Here is a 25,894-nt window from a genome sequence, read left to right as displayed (position 1 = left end):
TTTGACTAAGGATTATTGAAATACGGGTTGCCGGTATTCACTTAAGTACATTGCCAATACCCGTTAATATTGCCCGACCACATTCTCGATTGCACTTTCTCTAACACTCTCGAAAATACCGTGGCCGGACAAACTTCCTATGACTTATACGTAATCTTTGTATTTATCTAGGAAACGAACTGGTGTTGATAGTGCATCTCGGCGGAACGGGTCACCCAATTCCTGAGTACACATGATTTCAATGATGGTTGTTTTGCCTTCGTTCATCTGCATGTCGATGGCTTTTTGCAAGGTTGAACCTACGTCTTCTAGCTTATCAACCGTGATACCTTCAGCGCCCATAGCTCTTGCGATTTCTGCAAAGCTTTGGTTTTCAAGTTCACCCGCAACAAAGCGTCGGTTGTAGAAGTCGACTTGGTTCTTCTTCTCTGCACCCCATTGACGGTTGTGGAATACCACGGCTGTCACTGGAATGTTATGGCGAACACATGTCATGGTTTCCATCAAGCTCATGCCCCACGCACCATCGCCAGCATAAGAAATAGCGGGACGATGAGGTGCCGCTGCTTTCGCACCAATGATGGTCGGGAATGCGTAACCACAGTTACCGAAACTCATTGCAGCAAAGAAGCTACGTGGTTTTTCAAAGCGTAAGTAGCTGTTTGCCACTGAGTTGATGTTACCGATATCCGTCGAGACCATTACATCTTCTGGCATCGCTTTTTCTAGCTCACGCAGTACTTGGCGTGGGTGTAGGTATTCACCACCAGAGAACGGAGTCTCGTGTGAGTTTTCCTCAATCATATCTAAGCTGAAAGAATCACGTTCGTGTGTCCACTCATCAAGCTCTTTTTCCCAAAGTGCTTTTTCTGTAGCGACGGTATCTTGGCGAGCGCCTTTGTTGTCATCACACAACAGTGCGCGGCCTTCCAACCTTTCAGATAGAGCAACCGCAGCTGCTTTCGCATCACCACAGATACCAACCGAAATCTTCTTAACCAGACCCAGCATCTTGTTGTCTGCATCAATCTGAATGATTTTCGCATTCTTCGGCCAGTAGTCCATGCCATGTTGGGGCAAGGTACCAAATGGACCGAGACGTGTACCCAAAGCGATAACCACATCCGCTTGAGCCATCAGTTTCATTGCTGCTTTCGAACCTTGGTAGCCTAAAGGACCACACCATAATGGGTGACTAGCAGGGAAAGAGTCATTGTGTAGGTAGCTGTTAACTACTGGGGCTCCTAGTCTTTCCGCCAACGCTGCACACTCTTGAACTGCATCTGCCATTACCACGCCGCCACCAGAAATGATGACTGGGAATTTCGCTTCAGCAATCAGGTCTGCCGCTTCATTTAGAGATTTCTCACCACCTGGACCACGATCTAAACGCGCGGGTTTAGGGATCTCAATTTGAATTTCACCGTAGAAGTAGTCACGTGGGATGTTCAGCTGAGTCGGACCCATTTCGCTCATTGCGCGGTCAAAACATCGGCCTGTGTATTCCGCCATACGGTCTGGGTGCGTTACATGTCCTTGATACTTAGTAAACTCTTGGAACATTGGAAGCTGGTTACACTCTTGGAAACCACCTAAGCCCATTGTTTTGGTGCCTGTCTCAGGCGTCACAATTACGACCGGGCTATGTGCCCAGAACGCCGCTGCAATCGCAGTCACACAGTTACTAATACCCGGGCCATTTTGCCCGATAACTACGCCATGACGACCAGATACACGAGAGTAACCATCTGCCATGTGAGCAGCACCTTGCTCGTGTACCACTGGGACCAATCGAATGCCAGCAGGAGCAAAGATATCCATTGCGTCCATAAATGCTGACCCCATGATGCCGAACATGTCGGTAACATCATTAGCAACCATAGTTTCAACGAACGCTTCTGATGGTGTCATTGTTACTGTGCCGGAAACAACCGTACGTTTTTCTTGCTCGCTCATTCTTCCATTCTCCTTGAGTTAACCAAAATTTCATTTTTCGGAATGAATTGTCTCTTTTTCGAATTCATTTTCACCTTAGTAGTAGAATTTTTGCGCGTCAACTTTTTATATTAAATTGGAACAATTCATTCCAATTAATAAAACTGGATCACATTATTGGTAGTTTTTCGTACAAAAAGTGCCATTAACTTAAGAGGAGCTGTTAATAATCGATGTCATATCGCGATAGCAGCGACAAGTGATGAGCTATATAGAGGGAAATATGATGAAAGAGGCGGAATTGATACCAACGCAACCGGTAAGTGTGAGAGAACGCTTTGGGATCGACAGCAATCTAACCGTGATGGCATTTGAACATGCGGGCGAATATGTGCCGAAAGTCGATCCTAACTACTGTTTTGACCCTGAAGTGACGCTAGCGATATTGGCAGGGTTCACCTCCAATCGTCGCACACTGATTCAAGGCACACACGGAACGGGCAAGTCGTCTCACATTGAGCAAATTGCCGCGAGATTGAACTGGCCATGCTTGCGGATCAACCTAGACGGACACCTAAGTCGCTTGGATTTCATAGGTAAAGACAGCATCGTCATTAAAGACGGAATGCAGGTGACTGAGTTTAAGGAAGGCATTCTTCCTCAGAGCATTCAACAACCCATCGCACTGGTGTTAGATGAGTACGACGCTGGTCGTCCTGACGTGATGTTTGTGATTCAACAGCTATTAGAGCAAGACGGAAAATACACCTCTTTAGAACAAAACCGAGTGATCACGCCTCACCCTTCTTTCCGCCTGTTTGCTACCTGCAACACGCTTGGCTTGGGTAACTTCTCAGGTTTGTATTCGGGTACTCAAGTGCTTAACCACAGTCAGTTAGATAGATGGAACATCATCGCTACGCTCAACTATTTAGACCCACAACATGAAACCAAAATCGTGTTATCTAAGCTTCCAGAGCTGAATAATGAAAGTGGCCGACAACTGGTCGAGAAAATGATCGCAACGGCAGGGTTAACGCGCAACGGGTTTCGGGCTGGCGACCTTTCAACGGTGATGTCTCCGCGAACGGTGCTCACTTGGGCTGAAAACATCCAAATATTCGATGATGTAGCCACCGCATTTAGGTTGTCATTCTTAAATCGCTGTGAAGACGAAGAGAAAGAACTGGTTAGCGAATACTATTTCCGTTGCTTTGGTGAAGCCTTGGAAACGCATACTCAAAACTATTCGCACTCGGAGTCGTAAACCATGGCCAATATTTCTTCTCAGCAGAAAAAGATCCTCGATATTGGTGTGTCTGTCGCCAGAGCAATCAGTGGTGAACTCGATCTGAACTATCGGGGAGAACGGCTCTATAAAGGCAATAAGCCCTGTTATTACCAGTCTGCCCACACCAACGATCTCACCTTTGTATCTCGCCACGAGCTGAAAAACAGTAAGCTTTCGATGCAAGGCAAGATCGATTCATCGGCATTACGACTCTTGCTTTCAGATGCTGATCTTCACTACTCATTGCGACCGAAAAACGAGGTCGAACGTCTGTTATATGACTTCTGCGAGCAGGTGCGAATTGAATCGCAAGTTCCATCTTATCTAAAAGGCGTTACCACCAGCATTCAGTTCAACTTTGCGTATTGGAGCGACCAATATCATCAGAATGGCTTCACCGAATCACGAATAGGCATGTTGCTGTTTACTCTGATGCAAGTCATCCACACCCGCTTAACCGGTGTTCCGGTTTCGGAACCCATTGCTGAGACCATTGAATCGACTCGCGCCGGCATCGTGCCTACCTTCGGTCACAGCTTTAAACGCTTAAAGCAACATAGAACAGACCAAGAACAGTTTGCACACAGCGCCAATGAGCTTGCAGCCCTTGCACAAGAGTTAATCATTCAAGAACAGGAAAGTGATAACTCACCCACACCAACCGTTGAAGAAGACATCAAGATCCTTGCGCAGCTTGCCTTGATTGTTGATGGTGACATTCAAGATCAAGACGTCGATACCGACATCACAGGCAGTAGCAAGGTATTCGAGTTGTCGGGCGCCAATTATCAGGTCTTTAATTCAGAATTTGATCAAGTCATCGCCGCAGACAAACTCGTCAGGCGTGCCCTATTACTCGAACTGAGACAAAAGCTAACCGATGACATCATGGCGAGACAAGTAAACACTCGCCGTTTAGCCGCTATGCTTACTAGCTTTGTTGCCACACCACAGAGGAACCGACGTCAGGACCATTTAGAAGAAGGCATTGTTAACGCCACCACCATCACCAAGCTCGTCACATCGCCATTGGATAGCACTGTCTTTTATCAACCTGACATCGGTACATCTCATCAATGTGCCATCACATTTTTGATGGACTGCTCTGGCTCAATGCAAAAGCACAGTCACAAGTTAAGTTTGTTGATGGATACGATTCTCAAATCTGTAGGATTGGCTCATATCCCATTTGAGATTATTGGCTTTACGACCAATAACTGGAACGGTGGCAAGGTCTATCGGCAGTGGCTTAAACAAGGCCAACCAAAGCACCCGGGCCGCTTAAACGAAGTTCGGCACATCGTGTTTAAGGATTTTGATACCCATTGGAGACGTTCTCGACTTGGCATTGCGAGTCTTCGTAAAGCCGACATCTTTAAAGAAGGGATTGATGGCGAAGCGGTTCAGTTCGCGAGTCATCGATTGCAGCAGCACACCGCCCAGCGAAAGGTTTTGATTGTGTTCTCAGACGGCTGCCCGATGGATACCGCTACCAGTACCGCCAACGATCAGTTCTATTTAGATAACCATCTCAAACAGGTGATTGAACGTGAGTCGACCAAAAACGGTATTGAGATTCATGGTGTGGGAATGGGAGTGGATTTGAGCCCGTACTATCGGAGCAACATCACGCTAGATGTACAAGAGAGCTGCTTGTTTGGGCTATCTAGGAGCATATTTGAGATGCTAAAGCGTGTTTAAACAGGGAAGCTTAGGCTAGCGAATCACTAGCCTCCTTTGTCGAGAATGGTTTTACGAGGAGCCAAACAACGACCATGCAGAGACAGCCATCAAATATCCGCCTATCAGCATTAACACCGTAAACACCAGCTTTCTGAGTTGATCATTAGACAACGGCGGTGGGAAACGCCGAGCAAACATTGTGACAAGCGCCACCAGAGGAACAGCAATAGCGGATAACCACAATATGCTCTGTTCCATGTCGCCCGCCGCATAGACATTGACCGTACGGGACATCGACGTACAAGCGAAAACCATCAGCAGTGTGCTTCGCACCAGATCGAGCGAAAAAGGTTGCCGATAGAGATGATAAACAATCGGTGGACCTGCCATCCCAAATAATCCCCCCGCTAACCCAGAGCTAAATCCTGAGACAAGGAAAGATACGGTTGTCGAACGGACCGTTCTAGTTTTAGGTTTAAACATAAAGCTCAAACCAGCGAACAACACCATGGCACCCAATAGCCCTCGTAGGATTTGGGTTGCCGACTCGCTCAACGCGTCCAGCAAGTACACGCCCATCGATACGCCGGGAATAATACCGATGACTAACACCACCAGAATCTTGAGTTCCCCAAGCAGTGGCTTACCCATCAACGCCACCAAGCAATTGAACAAGGTCACAATACTGACCACAGCGGCTATAACGGGTAGGGATACCAAATTAAGGCTGACCGTTAGCCCAATCACAATGATACCGAGACCAAATCCAGTGACAGTTTGGAAATAAGTACCTACCGCAATGGTGGCAAGAATGGCGAGTAAAACAGGTAACTCCATTAGCTATCCTAATTAGGTTATTTGGGGGTAAATATGAGTGCAAGATTCCGCATTAGTTTAAGCAACGAGTGTTAATACCGGAATTCAAACTCCGACTCTTCTCTTTCTTCAACATCAGCTTCAGAGTCAGCCTTAGAGTCAGATGCTTTCCCTTGCTGCGCTTGTACCGCGGTAACGGCAATGACATTAAAGATATCTTCGGCACTACAGCCTCTGGACAAGTCATTCGCTGGTTGATTCAGCCCTTGCAGCAACGGGCCAATCGCAACAGCCCCACCTAGCCTTTCCGCAAGCTTATAACCGATATTACCGGCTTCTAAGTTAGGAAATATCAACACGTTAGATTGACCTTTGACCTCTGAATCAGGCAACTTTTTCGCCGCTATTTCAGTGACAATCGCCGCATCGAGTTGAACGTCCTGATCGACGGCGATTCCGGGACAACGTTGTTTCACGAGTTGAGCAGCATTACGAACCTTATCGACCGATTCGTGTTTGGCACTCCCGTTGGTCGAAAACGACAGCATCGCTACTTTAGGCTCTTCCATCAGTAGCGTTTGAGCACTGTTTGATGCGGCCACGGCAATCGATGCCAGCTCGGTTTCAGTGGGGTTAATCACCAAACCACAATCGCTGAAAATCATACCGCCTTTAAGATTATGGAAAGGCTCACACAGCATCATCAAGAAGAAACTCGACACCAATTCGCTGTCCGGTGCAGGGCCGATAATCTGCAGCGCAGCTCGCACCACATCAGACGTGGTATAAACCGCGCCATTAACTGTGCCGTCTACCAGTCCTTCCCTTACCATCAAATTGGCAAAAACAAGTGGATCTTGAACCAGCTCTAGGGCGTCATCATAAGTCATGCCTTTAGCTTTCCTTAATGTATACAGCCGCTCAGCGAGCACTTCTTTGAGTGACGACGCCTGTGGAGAAACAATATGAATGCCAGCGAGGTTAATGTGGTGAAGTTCTGCAGCAGCGATGATCGCCGATTCATCGCCCACAAGTGTGATGTGAGCGAGCTGTTTGTCGATTGCTATTCTTGCAGCAGCTAGCACTCGCGGGTCCTCCGCTTCACTCAAAACAACGCGCTTACGATCTAAATGAGCTTTATCAATAATCCGTTCAATCGCCTTCATCTTTAAATTCCATTTATTGAGATTAATTGTTCCATAATTTATATTTATATTATTGGAATAACAAAAAAGGTCAAATTTTATTCAGATAATTGAAGAATAATGATTTGGTATGTACACTCTTAGGCATAGACATATCGCAAGGATGAATCACTGTATGCAAACAGAAACACCGCAAGTTCAAGGGGATACACCGACCCTCCGACTTTTTGCACTATTAGAGGTGATAGCGCAAAAAGACGAGTTTATTTCTCTGCAAGGTTTAGTCGAAGAGACCGGATTGCCAAAACCCACGCTGCACCGAATGCTTCAACAGTTAGAAGCGGCGGGCATCATTCAAAGAGATGGCGACGAAAAGCACTACAGCTCAGGTATTCGACTCAGAAAACTTGCCGAAAACCTACTTTTGAATAGCACCATGCACAGCGCGCGACGCACTATCCTTGAGAACCTGAGAGCAGAAGTCGGTGAGAGTTGTAACCTGACCGCTCTTTCAAGTGGCGAAATCATCTATCTCGATCGTGCCGAAACTGAAGCCCCCCTTCGCTTTCACCTGCACCCCGGCTCTCGCGTTCCCGTGCACTGCTCGGCTACCGGCAAACTGTTTTTAGCACACATGTCTAAGTCGCAGCGCAGACGATTAATTGAAAACGTGCCGCTGACTCAATACACCGTGAACACGATTACCGACTATTCGACTCTAGAGAAAGACATCGAAGAAGCGAAAATCCAAGGTTTTGCTATTGATGATGAAGAGTTTTTGCCAGGCTTAGTCTGTATCGCTGTGCTGATACCCTCACCAACAGGTCAATCAAACCTAGGCCTAGCGATACAAGCACCTGTGATTCGAGTGAAACCGGACGAAGCAATAAAATTCTTGCCCGCACTTCAAAAAGCAGCAAAAGCATTAGCGAAGATAGAAGCAGACAACTGGGCGCAAGAATAACCTTGGCAGGCTAAAGCGAATCATCAGCACTGCATAGACATCAACTCAATAACAGCACCAACACGTGTTAAGTAATCATCAAGAAGGAATCACATGCTAGAAATTAATAACCAGCGCTTACTCTCTTTTATGGTGACAGAAGCGAATAACGCGGTTGCCGTGACCAATCCAGCAACGGGTGAACTCATCGGGCACGCACCGGTATCATCAAAAACAGAGTTAGCGAGCGCGATCGAACGAGCTCATGTAGCGCAGAAAGAGTGGGCAAAAATCCCTGCTAAATCTCGTGCTGCACTACTTCATCGCTGGCACCAGTTGATCCTCGAAAACAAGGATGACCTTGCTCGAATCATGACAATGGAACAGGGCAAGCCGTTAGCCGAAGCGACAGGCGAAGTGGTGTATGGCGCGAGCTTCATTGAGTGGTTTGCAGAAGAAGCAAAGCGCACTTATGGTGATTCCATTCCTAGCACAGTCGCTGGCAAACGCTTGGTGACCATCAAGCAGCCTATTGGTGTCGCATGTGCGATTACGCCATGGAACTTCCCGATTGCAATGATCACTCGTAAAGCGGCTCCTGCCTTAGCTGCGGGTTGTAGCTTTGTCGTGAAACCTTCGGATGAGACACCGCTTTCTGCGTTTGCTGTGGTTGAACTGGCTTATCAAGCGGGTATCCCTAAGGATCTACTTCAAGTCGTTCTTGGTGAAAGCCCTGAACAAGTGGGCAACCTATTCACTTCGCATCCGTTGATCAAAAAAATCTCTTTCACTGGGTCGACCCGTGTGGGCAGCATTTTGATGGCTCAAGCTGCAAAAGGCATCAAACGCACCTCTATGGAGCTTGGTGGCAATGCACCTTTTATTGTGTTTGACGATGCTGACATCGACGCGGCCGTTCAAGGCGCAATGGCGTCGAAGTTCCGTAATGCAGGTCAAACATGTGTCTGTGCAAACCGATTCTACGTTCACAGTAAAGTGTACGATGAGTTTGTGGCTAAATTCGATCAAGCGGTTCAGCAGCTTAAGATTGGTAACGGTTTAGATGAGGGTGTCACGATTGGACCTGTTGTCAGCCTGAATGCGAAGAACAACATCCAAGCTTTGATAAACCGAGCGATTGAACAAGGTGCTGCGCCTGTCACGCCAACTCAGGAGCTTAATGGGCTTTTCATTCAGCCTGTTGTTCTTAAAGATGTAAAACACAGCATGGACATCGTTCAACAAGAGATCTTTGGCCCAGTCGCGCCTGTGATGAAATTCGACACGGACGAAGAGCTTATCGAGATGGCCAACGATACCATTTATGGATTAGCGTCGTACTTCTACAGTCAGAACATTCATCGAGTATGGAACATCGCAGAGGCACTTGAGTACGGTATGGTGGGTATTAATGATGGCCTGATCTCAACCGAAGTCGCGCCTTTCGGTGGCGTGAAACAATCAGGTATTGGCCGTGAAGGTGCGAAAGAAGGCATCGATGAGTACATGGACATTAAGTATCTTTGCTTTGGCGGAAAATAAGGTTGGTAGTAACTAAGTTCTGGCAGTGATTAGGGCTCGGAAATAATTAAGTCTTAGTGATCACTAACCTGACCCACTTTCCACCTTTCCCTTCACAAAAATGAATCAAAAAAAAGCCGCGCTATAAAAGCGCGGCACCTTGGGCTCGGTTAAAGGGGGGTTTCTTTTTTTAGTATTTTACATTCTCTATTTTTGTTATTCGGTTGCTTCGCTATTCCTGTGCTTTCAGTTTTAGACGCATCGCGTGCAGTACTGGCTCGGTGTAACCGCTCGGCTGAGCACAGCCTTCGAATACCAACTGACACGCCGCTGAAAATGCAATGCTGTTTTCAAAGTCAGGCGCCATGTTACGGTAGCTCTGGTCGCCAGCGTTTTGCTCATCCACCACTGCGGCCATGCGCTTCATGGTTTTCATTACCTGAGCTTCCTCGCAAATGCCGTGACGTAACCAGTTCGCAATATGTTGGCTCGAAATACGCAGCGTAGCTCGGTCTTCCATCAAACCGACATCGTTAATATCTGGCACCTTAGAACACCCGACGCCTTGGTCAATCCAACGCACTACATAACCAAGAATACCTTGCGTATTGTTGTCCAATTCGTTTTGGATATCTTGAGCTGTCAGCTTTTGATTACCTAATAGCGGAATAGTCAGAATATCATCAACGTTCGCTCTCATTCGCTCACGAAGCTCTTTCTGACGACTTGGTACACTCACCTTGTGATAGTGCAGAGCATGCAAAGTCGCGGCAGTTGGAGAAGGAACCCAAGCGGTATTTGCGCCCGCTTGAGGATGTCCGATTTTCGCGTCCATCATCTTCGCCATATTGTCTGGCTCTGGCCACATACCTTTACCGATTTGAGCTTTACCTTGCAGGCCACAAGCTAAGCCAAGATCAACGTTCTGATCTTCGTATGCGCCAATCCAAGTCATGGTTTTCAGCTGTGTTTTAGGCGCAAATGGTCCCGCTTCCATACTCGTGTGAATCTCATCACCGGTTCGGTCTAAGAAACCGGTGTTGATGAACACAACACGATCTTTAGCCGCTCGAATACATTCTTTCAGGTTGACCGAAGTACGACGCTCTTCGTCCATAATGCCAACTTTGATGGTGTAGCGGTCTAAACCTAATGCATCTTCAATGCGGCCAAACAGTTCATTGGTAAACGCCACTTCTTCAGGGCCATGCATCTTAGGTTTTACAATATTGATGCTGTTTGCGGTCGAGTTTTGGTAAGCGCTATTGCCTTTCAAATCATGCATTGCGATTAGCGAGGTGATCATGCCATCCATAATACCTTCAGGCACTTCATTGCCTTCGGCGTCAATGATCGCAGGGTTAGTCATTAGGTGGCCCACGTTACGTATAAATAACATGCTGCGGCCTTTCAGCGAGATCTCACCGCCCGTCACGCTGGTGTATTGGCGATCTGGATTCAAACTACGAACGATGGTTTTACCGTTTTTCTCTAGTGATTCTTGCAGATCACCTTTCATCAAACCTAGCCAGTTACGGTAAGCCAGTGCTTTGTCTTCACCGTCAACCGCAGCAACCGAGTCTTCGCAATCCATAATGGTCGTTAAGGCAGCTTCGACTAACACATCTTTAATACCCGCCACATCAACGCTACCAATCGGCGCGCTCGGGTCAATTTGAATTTCGATGTGCAGATTATTGTGTTTAAGAAGAATGCATGAAGGGGAACTTGCATCACCTTGATAGCCAATAAACTGGTCGCTATCAATGAGAGTGACTTCTTCACCGTTATCCAGTGTCGCTATCAACTTATTGCCGATGCTAGCGTTACTGATGCTGTATTTGGTGACGTCTTTATGAGAAACGCCGTTTAATGGCGCTGCGTCATCAAGAAACTCACGAGCATAAGTCACGACTTTAGCACCACGCACAGGGTTAAAGCTTCCGCCCTTTTCTGCGCCGTCACTTTCGCTGATCACATCGGTGCCGTAGAGCGCATCATATAGGCTGCCCCAACGCGCATTGGCTGCGTTAAGTGCAAAGCGGGCGTTCATGATTGGAACCACAAGCTGCGGCCCTGCTTGTGTTGCGATCTCAGGCTCTACGCTCGCTGTCGTCACTTGAAAGTCATCGCCTTCAGAAACCAAATAGCCGATCTGCTGTAAGAACTGTTTGTACTCAATAGGATCTAGCGTTTGCCCAGCGCGCTCTTGGTGCCAAACGTCAATTTGATGTTGAAGATCGTCACGCTTGATAAGCAATGCGCGGTTCTTTGGAGCCAGATCTTCAAGGATGGTTGCAAATGATTGCCAAAAGTTTTCAGCGACAATGCCTGTTCCAGGAATCACCTGCTCATTAATTAATTGGTAGAGGGTGCTATCAATGTTCAAGCTTCCCTGTTGAATGCGACTGCTCATAAACTCTCTCTCAAACTAACTGATGGCTACTCAATAAATTTTCGTGTCTAGCTCAAATTTACGTTACTAGCTTAAATTTACTTTACTGACTTAAACTTACTTAACGGACATGAATTTAGCTAATTTATGCCCGTTATATTGGATATTCATATAAAAAATACTCTACAAACTGTGTTATTCCGTCACACCACTTTCGATTTCATTGGCGACACTTTTAATCAAGCGACGCATCCACTGGTGGTCTGGATTGGTTTGCAATAATGGACTCCACGCCATTTTCACTTCAAACGGTTCAATCGCAAATGGCGCGGGTTTGATCAACAGCCTTGGATTATTTCGCTGCAATTGCGCGGCTTTGGTTGGAATGGTCAGGATCAGATTCTTCTGTTGAGCGAAGAGAATGGCTGATAGGTAATGTCGAGTAAACACCGTAATATTACGTGTTTTTCCGATACGAATAAGTGCTTCATCTATCCAACCGAGCTTTTGTGCTTCACTTGGATTTATCCCCACCCCCGTTCCCATACCTGTCTTACTTACCCAGATATGTTGCGCCTTTAAATAGGACAAAATATCGAAGTTGTCGGCTATCGGGTTGTCACAACTAAATAGACAAGAAAACCCGTCGTGCCAAAGGCTCATCTGATGAAACGACTGAGGAATATCGTCAAATCGGTTGATAATTATATCAACGGTACCTTGCTCTACATCCTGATAGCTCACATCACTTGGCGTCATTATATCCAGTCGTATTTTCGGTGCTATCTCGCTCAGTTTTTTTAATAGCGGCTGAATAATGGTCGACTCTGCATAGTCACTCGCCATGATACGAAACACGCGTTCACTGTCTTCTGCATTAAACTCTGTGGTCGGCTGCAGTGTCTTCTCTACATTCGCCAAGATGTTTCGAATCAGTGGCTGCAACTTGTGCGCGCGTTCGGTCGGTATCATCCCTTCACTTGTTCTCACTAATAGCGGGTCTTCAAACAGATCACGCAATCGGCGAAGGCCATTACTCATGGCTGGTTGAGTAATACCCAATTGATTTGCTGCTCGTGTAACGTTTCTTTCACGTAGCAACATGTCTAAATACACAAGCAAATTAAGGTCTATACGAGCAATATTCATAAGAAAAATACCGAATATAGTAACTATAAATTAACAAAATTATCACATGAGTGATTATTCTTTGTCCATAGCAAAGTTTTAATCCAAGCCAATTTGGCAACCATACCCCACGTGAAACTAAGGAATAGTTATGTCGCAAATTACACAAGATATCGAAATGATAGAAGTTGCAAAAAGCGCTGCAGGTGCTCCATGGGATGCAATCAATGCTGAATCTGCTGCTCGTATGCGAGCTCAAAACAAATTCAAAACAGGTCTAGATATCGCGCAATACACGGCAGATATCATGCGTGCGGATATGGAGGCTTACGATAAAGACAGTTCTCAATACACTCAGTCTTTAGGCTGCTGGCATGGTTTTATCGGCCAACAAAAGTTGATTTCTATTAAGAAGCACTTTGATGGCAAGACAGACCGACGCTACCTATACCTATCAGGCTGGATGGTTGCAGCACTTCGCTCAGACTTTGGTCCACTTCCAGACCAATCTATGCATGAGAAAACATCGGTTGCAGGCCTAGTAGAAGAACTATACACATTCCTGCGCCAAGCTGATGCACGTGAACTGGGTGGTTTATTCCGTGAGCTAGACGCTGCACGTGAAGCGGGCGACGTTAACCAACAAGACCTTATCCAAGACAAAATCGACAATCACGTAACACACGTGGTGCCAATCATCGCCGATATCGATGCAGGTTTTGGTAACGCAGAAGCTACCTACCTAATGGCTAAGCAGATGATTGAAGCAGGCGCATGTTGTCTACAAATTGAAAACCAAGTTGCCGATGAGAAGCAATGTGGTCACCAAGACGGCAAAGTAACGGTTCCACACGCTGACTTCCACGCAAAACTTCGCGCACTTCGTTACGCTTTCCTTGAACTAGGCATCGACAACGGCGTTATTGTTGCTCGTACCGATTCTCAAGGTGCTGGCCTAACAAAAGAAATCGCAGTAGTGAAAGAGCCGGGCGACCAAGGTGATATCTACAACTCATACCTAGATGTTGAAGAGATCGATGTTGCAGATATGGCAGAAGGCGACGTTTGCTTTAACCGTGACGGCAAGCTAGTTCGACCTAAGCGTCTACCTTCAGGCTTATACCAATTCCGCCAAGGTACTGGTGAAGACCGTTGTGTATTCGACTGTATTGAAGCAATCAACGCGGGTGCTGACCTACTATGGATTGAGACTGAGAAGCCACACATCGGTCAAATCAAAGAGATGATGGACGGCGTACGTGAAGTTCACCCTAATGCGAAGCTGGTTTACAACAACTCTCCATCATTCAACTGGACGCTAAACTTCCGCCAACAAGCATACGATGCGATGGTAGCAGAAGGTAAAGATGTTTCAGCTTACGACCGTGCTAGCCTAATGAGTGCTGAATATGACGAAACTGAATTGTCTAAACGAGCTGATGACAAGATTCGCACATTCCAAGCGGATGCATCTCGTGAAGCGGGTATCTTCCATCACTTGATTACTCTACCGACTTACCACACTGCAGCGCTGTCAACCGACAACCTTGCAAAAGAATACTTCGGTGACCAAGGCATGCTGGGCTATGTTGCAAATGTTCAGCGCAAAGAGATACGCCAAGGCATCGCTTGTGTTAAACACCAAAACATGTCTGGTTCAGACATCGGTGATGATCACAAAGAATACTTCGCGGGTGAGAATGCACTAAAAGCCGCGGGTGAAGCGAATACGTCTAATCAATTTGATTAACCGCTAACGCTAAAGCCTCCCCCGTCCTTCTCTCTTACTTAGGTAAGATCCGGGGGAAGGCTTTGAGATAAAGCTTGTACTGCCAGCTTTATCTCAAAGCCTCAGATTTGTGTTCCACACCACGGTTAACCGAACAACTTCTGTTTAAGCTAACTGTATACGTATTTGTTCAGATTCCTATTTGTTGAGAGTGCCTATGACTTCAATACCTACACACCTACAAGATGCAAAAACACTGTTATCAGAGAATGGTTTCGCGACGGGTGATACTTGGTATCACGGCACATCTTCAGCTTTATTGGCTTCTATTCAAGGCCAAGGTTTAAAACGTTCTGGAGACAAAGCGCTCAACGAAGCAGCTTCAAAAACTATGGCGACCATCGGCAACAACTACACCGAATCGGTTGAGCCAGTGTTTCTCACCCAGAGCAAAGAACTGGCATATTACTGGGCTCAACAAACCGTTCGTGAGCGAGGCGTTCGCTTCGAAGGTGAAGAACAGCCTATCGTATTAGCGGTAAACTTATCTGAAAAGCAACGTCCCAAAGTAAGACCGGACGTAGGAGCAATGAGTCTATTGATGATGAGTGTGGGCGAGCAATTCATGTCTCACCTCACTGAAATTTATCAAGCCAATAACATTGCAGGCCCCGACATCGAGCTTCGCACTGCTGATCGCATGGACTACCTCAATAAACTCGGTATGGCCTACATTGATGAAGACATCAGCCGTGCTTGTGTTCAGGAGTTAGCTGAGCCCGAGTTGGCCGACTGAAAACGTTCAACAAATCAGTCTTCTTAAAAACAAAAATGGCTCCCAACACGGAGCCATTTTTATTTGCTATCAGCCTATCTCACAAGACACTGGCACATCTAGATTATGAGCACAGAAGACCTTTCTGTGCAGGTTGCGTCATTTCGATGTCACCTTGTAGAGAACGGTAAACGATGGTGTTCCACACTTCACCATTATCCATTTCAAACTCAATAGCGTAATTCAAACCCGCGACAACCTGAGTTCGAACACTCAAGATCTGCTTGAGATCAGCTGAAGTGTTCATTTGGCTAAGAACTGCGTTTAAAGCTTGCTTGGCTTCTGGTGTTATCTCACTTTTCGACCAACCACCCGTCAGGTTTTTAGTGCTGCAGATGGGGTTCGCATTCTCTTGCGGTTGAGTTGGTACCTCTGATTTCTGACTACACCCAGCTAACGCCACGACACTAAACAAGGTTGCTGTTCCAAGTAATGATGTTAATCGTACGTTCTTCATAAATTCTCTCTACCTCAATCATTTACGAGGGATTACTCGCAATAATGTTTCATATGCAGGCAAGCTTAAACCTCGAATGTCATCACTTCATCAGAGATTATGGTGTAACTACTCTATAAACACAGGAGATTGTCAGGAAAACAAGCCGAGCACTGGAGCTCTGCTTTTATCCACCTGATATTTAAATCATTAAAATGAGTAGCGAGAGAATAAGCGAGTAATAATACAGACATAATTAATCAGTTAATTACATATCTCACACCAAATACATTCACGCTGTAATTAATAAGATGAGCTCATGTTGATTTGGATTATGATATTGGTTCAAAAAATAGATATTTGAGATTATTTTATAAATTCAAAAGTTTATGCTCGGCTTAATCATGTCTGATTTTAAAACTGTGATCCAGCCCGACAAGTTGTTGATAATAATGTACTTTGTTCATCTGTGAATTCATTCAAATATGGAAAATCTTTATTGTTAAGGGTGGGTGCAAGTAGTAAAATCTCACCCGATTATGCAACTTACTTCTCACAACATGGACACAAGTAAAGTTACGATTAGCTCTCTCAAAGTAACGTAACTTCAAACACATACCTAAAATCAGTGTCCTATAGATAGTGCAGATCAAATAAAAATAATTATATAAACCTAGGCTAGGTTAAACATGAAATTAACGTCGTCTTTAGGCTCACTGTTGGCTAGCAGTCTGTCTATCGAAATAAAACAGCGAGCGCTGATAGAGCTCGTCATCAACACTTATCAGCCACATGAGCGCACTGAGCTTTTTCAAAACGTGACTGAATATCGTAGAAGCCAGTTAGAATTGCTTTTCCCAGAGCATCAAAACAAAAGCTACTCTGTATTGTTTGAGGTGATGGACTACCGCGATCTGATTCTGCGCTATCCAAATACACTATCTGCAGAGATTGCTCTTCTAGAGCAGGCTGTAGGGCAGTGCTATATGCATTGGCTAGATTTCTGGTGTGAGTGTGAAATTGCTGCGATCAAAGCAAAATCTCCATTAAATCCAAGCTCCATTTCTCATGTCGACCTCCCTATCAATGACAGTGCTTATTACGGTGCGATCATCGAACAGATAGAACATGAGCCACTTTTGGTACAAACACCGAGTCACCCACAAGGAATGCCAATCAGCGATGCCATTGCTTTAAGCAATCTCGAGGTGTTCATCAAGGGCGAGAAATGGTTTGAGATGCTGCCTTTATTACACCTTTCTCAGGCAGGTAAGCATTTTATTCTGCTCAAGCATCCAGTCGATGAAGCCTTTCCAACACTGGTTTCCTCTGCGCTGATTCAAGACTGGTCTAAGAATGACACTTGGCTAAGTTACGCACCGCCGTTCAGCAATGAGCAATGGCAATACTGTTTAACCAATTACGGCTACGATGAACTCGCAGGGTTACAACTTTTCACACCGCCTACACTGTCAAAATGTTACTCTCTCCCAGAATTTGACCAACAATTCCAGTTACAATTGTCCGACAAAGATGCCCTGTGTGAGGTGTTACGTCTGACAGTCAGTGGCAATACCCAACAAAAGCTCTATTTCCTCTACCTTTCTCAAAAAGAGCTGATGAGTGTGTTACACCAAATAGGCTATAAGATTGGCTTCACTATTATCGAGCAACCTTTCATGCTTCAGTTTTATCAAACCATTGATTCCAATGCATACTTCCATTCTGGATATTGCGAATTAAATGACGATGGCACGACAATTTATCGTGGATTCTGGAATTTTGAGATGATGGTAAAAGCGTTCAATAATGTCGATTTTCGAAGCTACAAACGCGCAGTGCGAGAAAGCAGAAAGTCATTAGAAAAGTCGCGCTCGGCAGGAAAAACTAGCTCGGTGAAAAAGGATGAACATGTTTGATTTCGGCCTAGAGGCGATCATCTATGCAAAAGCAATCACACTGCTTGCAACCGTGGCTGTGGTTGTCATGTGGTTGTTCTATTACTGCTATCGCCTGAAACAGAAGAACGAAGTGATCGCAGGGACACACCATGCCCCTTACATCGCATATTCGATCTGCATTGTTGCGTGGATCAGCAGTAACGCTTATTTCCATACCGACTTATTACCGGAACTTGGGGCCTCGGCCGCCGTGTTCGCCGCAAAGTTTGCCAACCTCGCCTCGTTCTTTGCGTTTGCCTTTGCCTATTACTTCTCGTGCAAACTCGCCGCTGAACAACGTAATGGTAAGGTTCATGTGTGGCAGCAAGCCATTTTCGTCACCCTGACCGTCTACTCCTTCTTTATCAATTTAAGTCCGGGGTTAACCGTTGAACACGTCACCATTGCAGGCCCAAGCCAGTTCGTGATTGAGTTTGGCCCGCATACGCCGTACTTCTTTATTGGGATGATTAGCTTTGTAGTGCTAACACTACTCAACCTGGTGGCCATGCGCGCCAACAGCAGCAAGCTAACTTTAGCCAAAACCAACTATATGATCGCCGGCATTTTAGTCTTCATGCTGTCTACTGCGACGATCCACCTAGGCATGACCTACTTCTTGCGTGATTTCTCGCTCACTTGGCTGCCACCAGCTTTGTCGATAAGTGAAATGTTGTTCGTTGGCTATGCCCTGCTGACCTCGCGCTTCTACAGCGTGAAATACCTGGCGTACATGAGCCTAAATGCGATGTTGGTTTGTGCTATTTTGGTGATCCCTTTTGGCGCGATATTTATCCCGCTGACAGACGACAGTCAATGGCTTGTTGCTATCCCAATCTGCGCGATTATCGGCATCACGTGGCATGTTCTCTACAAGCGCGTAAGCCACTACGCCTCGTTCTTTGTCTACGGAAACAAGAAAACGCCAGTACAACAGATCCTCTCACTAGAAGACGATTTCAAGCTGTCGATTGATGATGCAATGCGTCGATTAGGTAGCCTATTGCAGATTCCCGAAGACAAGTTGCGTCTGGTGAACAGCAACTACAACGAAACCTTCTACGAAGATTACCTGTCTACCAACAAGTCCGTTTTAGTGTTCGATGAGCTGTCTCAGGAGCTTGATTACACCGCACCAGCCAAGCGCTCGATAAAAGCCCTATATGACAAGATGAGCTCAAACGACACCGCTTTGGTGATGCCTCTGTTTGGTCAGGGGAAATCGGTCACGCACTTATTGGTCTCATCACATAAGAGCAACGATAAGATGTTCTCTAACGAAGAGATCTCTGCACTGCAAACCTTGTTAACTCGTGTACAAAGCACCATTGAAGCCGATAGACGCATTCGCCAAAGTCGCGCGCTTGCTAATTCTATCGCACACGAAATGCGTAACCCGCTGGCTCAAGTGCAGCTGCATTTTGAGGTGTTAAAACAGCACATTGATAACCAAGCCCCAGCTAAACAAATCCTAAAGGATATTGAGAATGGCCAAGCGGCGATTCAACGCGGGCGACAACTGATTGATATCATCCTGCGCGAAGTCAGTGACAGTACGCCTGAACACGGCCCTGTGGCCATGACCTCTATCCACAAAGCCGTAGATCAAGCCGTAAGCCACTATGGTTTTGAGAATGAAAAGATCATTGAACGCATTCGTTTACCACAACACGCTGATTTTGTAGCAAAGCTCAATGAAACCTTATTCAATTTCGTTATTTTCAACCTGATACGTAATGCAATCTATTACTTTGATTCTTATCCAGAAAGCCAAATTGAGATCAGCACCAACACAGGGCCTTACGAGAACGTTCTGATATTCCGAGATACCGGCCCTGGCATTGACGAAGCCATTGCACATAAGATCTTTGATGACTTCTTCTCTTACCAAAAAAGCGGTGGTAGCGGCCTAGGGCTTGGCTATTGCCAACGTGTGATGCGTTCATTTGGCGGCCGAGTTGAGTGCCACTCTAAACTTGGGGAGTTTACTGAGTTCCACCTGTACTTCCCGGTAGTACCCAATGCACCCAAAGCAGACGCACTTCGTACGCCTTACTTCAATGATTGGAAAAGTAATCAAACCACAACTGAAAACAAACCCAACGCAGAAGTTAAGCCAGATAACCAAGCGGAAACGCAAAGTTCAGAGCCAACAAGTACGCTAACCCCAGAGAACCATTTGGCTCCAACCGTGCTTATCGTCGATGATAAAGAAGTGCAACGCACGCTTGTTCAGATGTACCTGAGTCGACTTGGTGTAAATAGCTTGCAAGCCAAAAACGGTGAGAATGCCGTCGAGCTGTTCAAAACACACAAGGTCGATTTGATCTTAATGGACGTACAAATGCCGGTAATGAATGGTTTTGACGCAAGCCAAATCATCAAGGCACGCTCACCTCAAACACCAATCATTGCTTTGTCTGGCGAATCAGGACAACACGAGTTAGATATGATCAGCAAACTGATGGATGGTCGCCTAGAGAAGCCAACCTCTTTGAAAGTGCTGCAACACGTGCTCGATAACTGGCTTGAAAAAGACTGGGCGTCGAATGCTCCCAAAGAAACCGAAGATGAAGAGTAAATTCAGGAAAACACGAATCGCCATTTTTCCAGTTGATTACTGTCTGCCTCACAACTTTCCTTTAATTATTCATCAAAAAGCCAGCCGAACAAGGCTGGCTCTATCAGAACTAAACGCTCTAATTAATCTAAAAGTGAACGAACATAATCAGCGATTTCTTGGTTTTGGCAATGCTCAAAGAAGCATTGTTGGAAACGTTCGCTGCCAACCGCTGTTTTCACTAGATCTTGGTCGATGGCTCTCAGAGAATCAATAAAGTTATCTTTTACCACCGCCGCTTTCACTTCATTCAAAATTGCTGCATTACGTTGCTGTGGTTCTGCACGCTCTAGTGGATACCCATTACCACGCTCGCCTGTGAACGCTTTTTCAAAGATATAACGAATGTTGAGTTCACCTGCCCAGCCAAAGCCTTTAGCAAAAGCGAGAGCGAGAGCATTACCGTTGTTAATTTGGTTAAACAAGAAAGCATCTGATGGCTCTAGGCAGTAACCACAAACCACCCCCGGATGCAGGTTCAGTGACATCAAAGCACCTTGGCCAGTGCCACATCCTGTCACAACAAAGTCAACAGCCTTTGAGTTAATCAGAATGCTCGCCATAATACCTAGATGAATATACGTTAAGTGGTGATCGTTCTCGTCTGTCATTCCTAGGTTGAAGACATCGTGACCAAAACCACCAGCAACTGACTCTAGTTCAGCTGATACCATAGCATTTTTGCCTGCTTGACTGTTTTCCATCATTAAAGCGATTTTCATTTATCTTCTCCTGCAAGATTGCTGCAAACTCAAAATTTAGAATAAAAAACTAATTAGCGTGCTAACCAACCACCGTCAACAGCAATGGTATAGCCATTAATGTAATCCGATGCTGATGATGCTAAGAACACACAAGGACCTGCGATATCTTGCGGTTTACCCCAACGTTCAGCCGGAATACGCTCAAGAATCGCTTGATTACGCTCAGCATCTTCACGCAGAGCTTGAGTATTGTTAGTTTCCATATAACCGGGGGCTATCGCATTCACGTTGATATTATCGCGCGCCCATTCGTTCGCCATCGCACGTGTCACGCCCATCACAGCACTTTTTGAAGCCGTATAGGAAGGAACTCGAATGCCACCTTGGAATGAGAGCATCGATGCAATGTTAATGATCTTTCCGCCAGTACCTTGAGCCTTAAATTGCTTTGCAACAGCCTGAGACATAAAGAACACCGTCTTGGTGTTCACGTTCATTACGTCATCCCAATCTTGCTCTGAGAACTCAATAGCATCTTGGCGGCGAATAATTCCTGCATTGTTCACGAGAATGTCGACTTGGCCAAACTCAGCCAAAGTGCGCTCTATAACCCCTGGAATGCACGCTTGCTCGAGAAGATCAGCACTCACGTTTAGGAACGAATGACCTGCTGCACTCATTTTCTCAATAGTCTCTTCAGGCTCTGTTCGGTTAACACCGACAACCTTACAACCGGCTTCCGCTAGGCCTAATGCAATACCTTGCCCAAGCCCCGTGTTACAGCCCGTCACTATCGCTACTTTACCTTCCAGACTGAATGACTCTAAGATCATGCTCGCTTCCTCAATTACATTGGATTCATTGCGTATCGTTATTACCAATAATTAAATCATACAATAAGATGTAAATACGAGAGCGACGTTGTAGAAGTTCGATCTTGCACCAAAATCAGTCGAACAAGTGAAACGGCACCACAAACTAAATGAATAGGGGAAAGTGATTTGAAGACGAGAAACCTATAACCCACTATGAACAATGAGTTCGAAGATCACCCAAACCAGATATTTTAGGGATTTGGCAACAATTCCATGATTTAAAAGAGTAAAAGGGTTATACATAATAATGTGTTATCTAAATTACTGAAATTATCATGACGCTCAAAGAGATCCTTAAAATTCCCAATGTCCGCTACTTCTTGATGTTTAGAAGCAGCTACTTTGCGCGTTTTTACTACCCTATATTCACACTACTTTATTTAGATTACGGGTTAACCCTGTCTCAATTCGCGATGCTCAATGTAGTTTGGGCGGCCACCATTGTGCTTGCTGAAGTACCGTCGGGTGCATTCGCCGATACCTTAGGCCGTAAGAAACTGGTGGTGCTGTCTTCGATTGTGATGTTTGTTGAGATCGCCATGATAGCGCTCGTACCAACCGGAAACCCAGACTTGGTGTTCATTGTTTTTCTGATTAACCGGATTCTCAGTGGCTTAGCGATGGCACTGGCCAGCGGTGCTGACGAGGCATTGGCTTACGACACCTTAAAAGAACAAGGCAATGAAGAGTTGTGGCCTCGAGTGCTGCAAATCCAGCTTCGTGTCGCCTCAACGGTCGGTATCTTTGTCACACTAATTGGTGCGGCGATGTACGACGTGAATTTTATGACGAACATCTTTCATTTCCTTGGACTAGCCGAACCAGAAAGCACCAAAGATCTGATGCGTATTCCTGTGTTCGCCACCCTATTTGTAGCGATGATCGCTATCTATGCCGCGATTAATATGCGCGAAGAGAAAAAGCTGATGCCAAGCGACCAAACCAAATTGGCAACCACCATCTCAAGTCTTAAATTGACGATCGATGCAGGTAAATGGGTATTCGCTACGCCTTACGTGCTGTTCATCTTGCTCTACTACAGCCTATTCGAACACACCTCACGCATGTTCCTAACCATGAACAGCCAATACTATCTGGCCATTGATATTCCAATTATCTACTTTGGTTTTATTGGTGCGGGTATCAGCTTGCTTAAGATTATATTGGCAGGACAAAGCCGAAGATTAGCAGAGAGTATGGAGGCTAAAACCTTCATTGTGGTTATGGGATTGGCAAGCATGGCGACTTATTACTGGATCAGTTTAGGTTGGTCGATTTACGGAGTCATTCCGGCACTAGTATTAATCTTTATCATCATGACGATGAACATTTTCATCAGCTACCACCTGAATAAAAAAACCGAATCACACAACAGAGCCACCGTTCTTAGTTTCAAAGGTTTGATGTTTAACCTCGGATACGGTCTGATCGGTATCTTGTACGCTTACTACTATAAGTTGGTGTCTCAGGGCTACACCGAACAAGAAATAGAACAGAACCTTGCCTTCTTGGCCTCACTGTCTTCTTTTTTCTATTACTTCACCTTACTGTTCGTTTTGATCAGCGCGCTGTTCTACTTCAAGAACAGAAAAGAAGCGATTTTCTAAACAATCGATTGATGTCGAGTGACAAGTAAATGAAGCCGTTAAGGTTTACAGCGCAAGTTTTAAAGACCGAATATTCTTCAAAACCGAGCGATTCACGCAACTGACTATTGCTTATTAAAAGAACAAGTCGCTTCTTATATTGGTTTTATTTGTTAATATAATCAGCAAATTACATAACACATGGACGCGTCATGTCTTTTAGTTGGATAGCCTTTACTCTCCTTGCTGCCTTTAGCCAATCTTGGCGCAATGCCTTTCAAAGTAAATTAAGTGGCACCATGAGCGTGGCTGGCGTGACGTTGGCGCGTTTTATTTGGGCTGGCCCAATCGCCCTTATTTACCTCTACACCCTCTATCAATGGCAGCCAGTCTCCGCACCGGATTTTTCGGGTGAGTTTGTTTTCTATATTGTTGCTGCCGCCATCATGCAGATCCTCGCGACCGGCTTAATGGTGATGCTGTTCAAGCTCGAAAACTATGCGATAGGCGCAGGCTTAGCCAAGTGTGAAGCCCCCGTATCTGCTGTGCTATCCGTATTGTTTTTTGGTACTGCTTTGACACTAACAGGTTGGGTCGGCGTACTTATTGGTACTTTAGGCGTGCTAATCATGAGTAGCGCTTCTGGCTGGCGAAGCTTGTCCCCGAAAGTGTTCTTATTAGGTATGGCGTGTAGCACCGCCTTTGCTTTAACGTCTCTTTGGGTACGGGAAGCAAGTTTGAGCATAGGGTTGCCCTTCCCTCATAGCGCTGCTTGGGTGCTGTTCCTCGTCATTTCCCTTCAGACAGTGATTATCTGTACGTATCTCTTTTTCAGAGAACGCGACACGCTGCGCCTGATATTCAAGAAGTCGAAACTAGTCATCATGACAAGCTTAGCGAGTGTTATCGGTTCTCTGGGTTGGTTTAGCGCGATGTCGCTTCAAGCCGTGCCGTACGTAAAGACACTCGGGCAAGTCGAAGTGATCTTCATGGTGTTGATATCCTATTTCTGGTTAGGGCAAAGCATCGCGCGCAAAGACATTCTTGCGCTCATCTTGCTTTCTATCGCAGCAGTATTGGTTATGTGGCAGTGACGAGCTCGTTAATATGACTAGGACAAATTGAAGTCATATTGCGACCGTTTGTTTTCGCTTGATATAACGCTTTGTCGGCTCGGCTAATAAACCCATTCCAACTCTCATGCGGGTGAAGCTGAGCAACACCAAAACTCGATGTCAGAAACATCTCATGTTCTTGTACTGCTGATACCTCTGAAATAGACAATCGTAACTTGCAGGCAATAACCTGAGCTTGTTGGAAATCGACATTAGGCAATAAAATCATTATCTCGTCTCCGCCAAAACGAAACGCACTGGCTTTAGGCGATGTTTTTATCGCACTTTGAACCATTTCAGCAAAAGACTTGATCACGAGGTCACCTACAATGTGTCCGTGTTGGTCATTGATCGACTTAAAATTATCAATATCCATCATAATGGCACTAACAGGTGCAGTTTCCGCCTGCTTCATGATAACTGGAACCATCTCATCTAATGCTCTGCGGTTTCCCAGTACCGTTAGAGGATCGCTGTAGGACAGCTCGTGAATAGAACTAAGCAACCTTGCGTTAATCAGCCAAAGCATTGTAAAGCTCATCGACACAATAAGAACGATGCTCACTAAAAAGGCAAGTTGATGAATGAGAGTGGCCGCCATGAAATCCTGGAGCTCAGTTGAAAATAGCGTCACCACAACTCGAAAAAACATAAACCCGCCATATATCGTAAATGACAAGGCCATCATCCGAATACCTAGAGTCAAGTCATCACGCCGGCCCTTTAATACCGCAAAGGCAGTGCAAAGAGTCACAAAAGCCAGATATAAACTAATGAGGATAATTCGAGCCTTTATGGAAGGCTCATAGAACGTGAAGTAAATAAAACATGGCAAAAGAGCCAACATCATTAGACTACTGAGGTAGGTGCATTTGAGAGAGTATTCTCGAAACAGACATAAGCTATACAAGGCGAGATGAAAACCAAGCGCAATGACCATATTGGCACCAATAACTGTGACCCAATCAGGGAACTCCCCTCTTAGGCTCAACATCAACGGCCCAGTTCCGATAACAAATATTGAAATGGAAAAGATTGAAAGCCCTTTAATGGACTGTTGAGTGAATTGAAATAACAACAAGCCAATACAGTAAATGAAAGAGAACAAAATAATAATAAAATTAAGTGTTCTCATATCCAGCGAAAAACCATCCATGATTTTCTATCTTCCATACGCAACCAAATTTCAACATGGTC

The 25,894-nt window shown here is 45.5% G+C and carries 19 protein-coding genes; 10 read left to right on the top strand and 9 right to left on the bottom strand.

What is annotated here, in order from left to right; translation table 11 throughout:
• Positions 1-144: 144 nt before the first annotated feature.
• A complete protein-coding gene (gene xsc, locus AB6D93_RS09055; RefSeq protein WP_102332698.1) occupies positions 145-1,956 on the bottom strand; it encodes a sulfoacetaldehyde acetyltransferase in 1,812 nt (603 codons plus the stop codon).
• 262 nt (positions 1,957-2,218) lie between these two features.
• Here xsc and AB6D93_RS09050 point away from each other — a divergent pair, with 262 nt between their 5' ends.
• Together AB6D93_RS09050 and AB6D93_RS09045 are read left to right on the top strand one after the other, a co-directional pair.
• Positions 2,219-3,202, top strand: coding sequence for a MoxR family ATPase (locus AB6D93_RS09050; RefSeq protein ID WP_054545776.1), 984 nt, complete (start codon positions 2,219-2,221; stop codon positions 3,200-3,202).
• A 3-nt stretch (positions 3,203-3,205) separates the two neighbouring features.
• Complete coding sequence (locus AB6D93_RS09045) at positions 3,206-4,927, top strand: cobaltochelatase CobT-related protein (RefSeq protein ID WP_102332699.1); 1,722 nt, start codon at positions 3,206-3,208, stop codon at positions 4,925-4,927.
• Between the two features lie 51 nt (positions 4,928-4,978).
• On the opposite strand, the gene AB6D93_RS09040 is transcribed toward AB6D93_RS09045, so the two are convergent.
• Both AB6D93_RS09040 and pta read right to left on the bottom strand, forming a co-directional pair.
• Entirely contained in the window at positions 4,979-5,746 is a 768-nt protein-coding gene (locus AB6D93_RS09040; RefSeq protein WP_017064283.1) for a sulfite exporter TauE/SafE family protein, read from the bottom strand.
• 71 nt (positions 5,747-5,817) lie between these two features.
• Entirely contained in the window at positions 5,818-6,891 is a 1,074-nt protein-coding gene (pta, locus tag AB6D93_RS09035) for a phosphate acetyltransferase (protein ID WP_102332700.1), read from the bottom strand.
• Positions 6,892-7,045: 154 nt separating this feature from the next.
• Here pta and AB6D93_RS09030 point away from each other — a divergent pair, with 154 nt between their 5' ends.
• A complete protein-coding gene (locus AB6D93_RS09030; protein WP_017064281.1) occupies positions 7,046-7,834 on the top strand; it encodes an IclR family transcriptional regulator in 789 nt (262 codons plus the stop codon).
• Between the two features lie 93 nt (positions 7,835-7,927).
• Positions 7,928-9,355: an NAD-dependent succinate-semialdehyde dehydrogenase gene (locus AB6D93_RS09025; protein ID WP_102332701.1), complete on the top strand. Its 1,428-nt coding sequence runs from the start codon at positions 7,928-7,930 to the stop codon at positions 9,353-9,355.
• A gap of 211 nt (positions 9,356-9,566) precedes the next feature.
• Here the strand turns inward: AB6D93_RS09025 and AB6D93_RS09020 are convergent, their stop codons facing one another.
• The gene (locus AB6D93_RS09020; RefSeq protein ID WP_102332702.1) at positions 9,567-11,750 is read right to left on the bottom strand and encodes a malate synthase G; all 2,184 of its coding nucleotides are present in this window, start codon (positions 11,748-11,750) and stop codon (positions 9,567-9,569) included.
• Positions 11,751-11,924: 174 nt separating this feature from the next.
• On the bottom strand, positions 11,925-12,878 hold the full coding sequence (locus AB6D93_RS09015) for a LysR family transcriptional regulator (protein ID WP_102332703.1): 954 nt from the start codon (positions 12,876-12,878) through the stop codon (positions 11,925-11,927).
• A gap of 130 nt (positions 12,879-13,008) precedes the next feature.
• On the opposite strand from AB6D93_RS09015, the gene AB6D93_RS09010 reads away from it, so the two are divergent.
• Both AB6D93_RS09010 and AB6D93_RS09005 read left to right on the top strand, forming a co-directional pair.
• On the top strand, positions 13,009-14,607 hold the full coding sequence (locus AB6D93_RS09010; protein ID WP_017059981.1) for an isocitrate lyase: 1,599 nt from the start codon (positions 13,009-13,011) through the stop codon (positions 14,605-14,607).
• 196 nt (positions 14,608-14,803) lie between these two features.
• Entirely contained in the window at positions 14,804-15,382 is a 579-nt protein-coding gene (locus AB6D93_RS09005) for a hypothetical protein (RefSeq protein ID WP_102332704.1), read from the top strand.
• 103 nt (positions 15,383-15,485) lie between these two features.
• Here the strand turns inward: AB6D93_RS09005 and AB6D93_RS09000 are convergent, their stop codons facing one another.
• Complete coding sequence (locus tag AB6D93_RS09000; protein ID WP_017059983.1) at positions 15,486-15,878, bottom strand: cystatin domain-containing protein; 393 nt, start codon at positions 15,876-15,878, stop codon at positions 15,486-15,488.
• 668 nt (positions 15,879-16,546) lie between these two features.
• Here AB6D93_RS09000 and AB6D93_RS08995 point away from each other — a divergent pair.
• Together AB6D93_RS08995 and AB6D93_RS08990 are read left to right on the top strand one after the other, a co-directional pair.
• Positions 16,547-17,776, top strand: a complete 1,230-nt coding sequence (locus AB6D93_RS08995) for an acyl-homoserine-lactone synthase (RefSeq protein ID WP_102332705.1) — start codon at positions 16,547-16,549, stop codon at positions 17,774-17,776.
• Positions 17,769-20,378, top strand: a complete 2,610-nt coding sequence (locus tag AB6D93_RS08990) for a hybrid sensor histidine kinase/response regulator (protein ID WP_102332706.1) — start codon at positions 17,769-17,771, stop codon at positions 20,376-20,378. The genes AB6D93_RS08995 and AB6D93_RS08990 overlap by 8 nt, the downstream gene beginning before the upstream one ends.
• Positions 20,379-20,500: 122 nt before the next feature.
• Here the strand turns inward: AB6D93_RS08990 and AB6D93_RS08985 are convergent, their stop codons facing one another.
• Positions 20,501-21,139 carry an RpiB/LacA/LacB family sugar-phosphate isomerase gene (locus AB6D93_RS08985; protein ID WP_017067927.1) on the bottom strand — a complete coding sequence of 213 codons (639 nt, stop codon included), beginning with the start codon at positions 21,137-21,139 and terminating at the stop codon, positions 20,501-20,503.
• Positions 21,140-21,192: 53 nt separating this feature from the next.
• Positions 21,193-21,954, bottom strand: coding sequence for a 2-dehydro-3-deoxy-D-gluconate 5-dehydrogenase KduD (gene kduD, locus AB6D93_RS08980; RefSeq protein ID WP_017067926.1), 762 nt, complete (start codon positions 21,952-21,954; stop codon positions 21,193-21,195).
• Between the two features lie 317 nt (positions 21,955-22,271).
• Between kduD and AB6D93_RS08975 the strand changes: the two genes are divergently transcribed.
• Positions 22,272-23,603, top strand: coding sequence for an MFS transporter (locus AB6D93_RS08975; RefSeq protein ID WP_017059988.1), 1,332 nt, complete (start codon positions 22,272-22,274; stop codon positions 23,601-23,603).
• A 191-nt stretch (positions 23,604-23,794) separates the two neighbouring features.
• The gene (locus tag AB6D93_RS08970; RefSeq protein WP_017064271.1) at positions 23,795-24,676 is read left to right on the top strand and encodes a DMT family transporter; all 882 of its coding nucleotides are present in this window, start codon (positions 23,795-23,797) and stop codon (positions 24,674-24,676) included.
• On the opposite strand, the gene AB6D93_RS08965 is transcribed toward AB6D93_RS08970, so the two are convergent.
• The gene (locus tag AB6D93_RS08965) at positions 24,663-25,853 is read right to left on the bottom strand and encodes a GGDEF domain-containing protein (RefSeq protein WP_102332707.1); all 1,191 of its coding nucleotides are present in this window, start codon (positions 25,851-25,853) and stop codon (positions 24,663-24,665) included. The genes AB6D93_RS08970 and AB6D93_RS08965 overlap by 14 nt on opposite strands.
• Between the last annotated feature and the right edge of the window lie 41 nt (positions 25,854-25,894).

This window comes from Vibrio sp. 10N.247.310.23, assembly GCF_041467155.1.
Taxonomy (GTDB): domain Bacteria; phylum Pseudomonadota; class Gammaproteobacteria; order Enterobacterales; family Vibrionaceae; genus Vibrio; species Vibrio crassostreae_C.
This window is presented reverse-complemented; position numbering and strand designations above follow the sequence as displayed.

What these genes read in the sequence shown, in the direction of transcription:
- xsc (WP_102332698.1), bottom strand. Translation starts at nt 1,956, where the DNA reads ATGAGCGAGCAAGAAAAACGTACGGTTGTTTCCGGCACAGTAACAATG.
- AB6D93_RS09050 (WP_054545776.1), top strand. Translation starts at nt 2,219, where the DNA reads ATGATGAAAGAGGCGGAATTGATACCAACGCAACCGGTAAGTGTGAGA.
- AB6D93_RS09045 (WP_102332699.1), top strand. Translation starts at nt 3,206, where the DNA reads ATGGCCAATATTTCTTCTCAGCAGAAAAAGATCCTCGATATTGGTGTG.
- AB6D93_RS09040 (WP_017064283.1), bottom strand. Translation starts at nt 5,746, where the DNA reads ATGGAGTTACCTGTTTTACTCGCCATTCTTGCCACCATTGCGGTAGGT.
- pta (WP_102332700.1), bottom strand. Translation starts at nt 6,891, where the DNA reads ATGAAGGCGATTGAACGGATTATTGATAAAGCTCATTTAGATCGTAAG.
- AB6D93_RS09030 (WP_017064281.1), top strand. Translation starts at nt 7,046, where the DNA reads ATGCAAACAGAAACACCGCAAGTTCAAGGGGATACACCGACCCTCCGA.
- AB6D93_RS09025 (WP_102332701.1), top strand. Translation starts at nt 7,928, where the DNA reads ATGCTAGAAATTAATAACCAGCGCTTACTCTCTTTTATGGTGACAGAA.
- AB6D93_RS09020 (WP_102332702.1), bottom strand. Translation starts at nt 11,750, where the DNA reads ATGAGCAGTCGCATTCAACAGGGAAGCTTGAACATTGATAGCACCCTC.
- AB6D93_RS09015 (WP_102332703.1), bottom strand. Translation starts at nt 12,878, where the DNA reads ATGAATATTGCTCGTATAGACCTTAATTTGCTTGTGTATTTAGACATG.
- AB6D93_RS09010 (WP_017059981.1), top strand. Translation starts at nt 13,009, where the DNA reads ATGTCGCAAATTACACAAGATATCGAAATGATAGAAGTTGCAAAAAGC.
- AB6D93_RS09005 (WP_102332704.1), top strand. Translation starts at nt 14,804, where the DNA reads ATGACTTCAATACCTACACACCTACAAGATGCAAAAACACTGTTATCA.
- AB6D93_RS09000 (WP_017059983.1), bottom strand. Translation starts at nt 15,878, where the DNA reads ATGAAGAACGTACGATTAACATCATTACTTGGAACAGCAACCTTGTTT.
- AB6D93_RS08995 (WP_102332705.1), top strand. Translation starts at nt 16,547, where the DNA reads ATGAAATTAACGTCGTCTTTAGGCTCACTGTTGGCTAGCAGTCTGTCT.
- AB6D93_RS08990 (WP_102332706.1), top strand. Translation starts at nt 17,769, where the DNA reads ATGTTTGATTTCGGCCTAGAGGCGATCATCTATGCAAAAGCAATCACA.
- AB6D93_RS08985 (WP_017067927.1), bottom strand. Translation starts at nt 21,139, where the DNA reads ATGAAAATCGCTTTAATGATGGAAAACAGTCAAGCAGGCAAAAATGCT.
- kduD (WP_017067926.1), bottom strand. Translation starts at nt 21,954, where the DNA reads ATGATCTTAGAGTCATTCAGTCTGGAAGGTAAAGTAGCGATAGTGACG.
- AB6D93_RS08975 (WP_017059988.1), top strand. Translation starts at nt 22,272, where the DNA reads ATGACGCTCAAAGAGATCCTTAAAATTCCCAATGTCCGCTACTTCTTG.
- AB6D93_RS08970 (WP_017064271.1), top strand. Translation starts at nt 23,795, where the DNA reads ATGTCTTTTAGTTGGATAGCCTTTACTCTCCTTGCTGCCTTTAGCCAA.
- AB6D93_RS08965 (WP_102332707.1), bottom strand. Translation starts at nt 25,853, where the DNA reads ATGGATGGTTTTTCGCTGGATATGAGAACACTTAATTTTATTATTATT.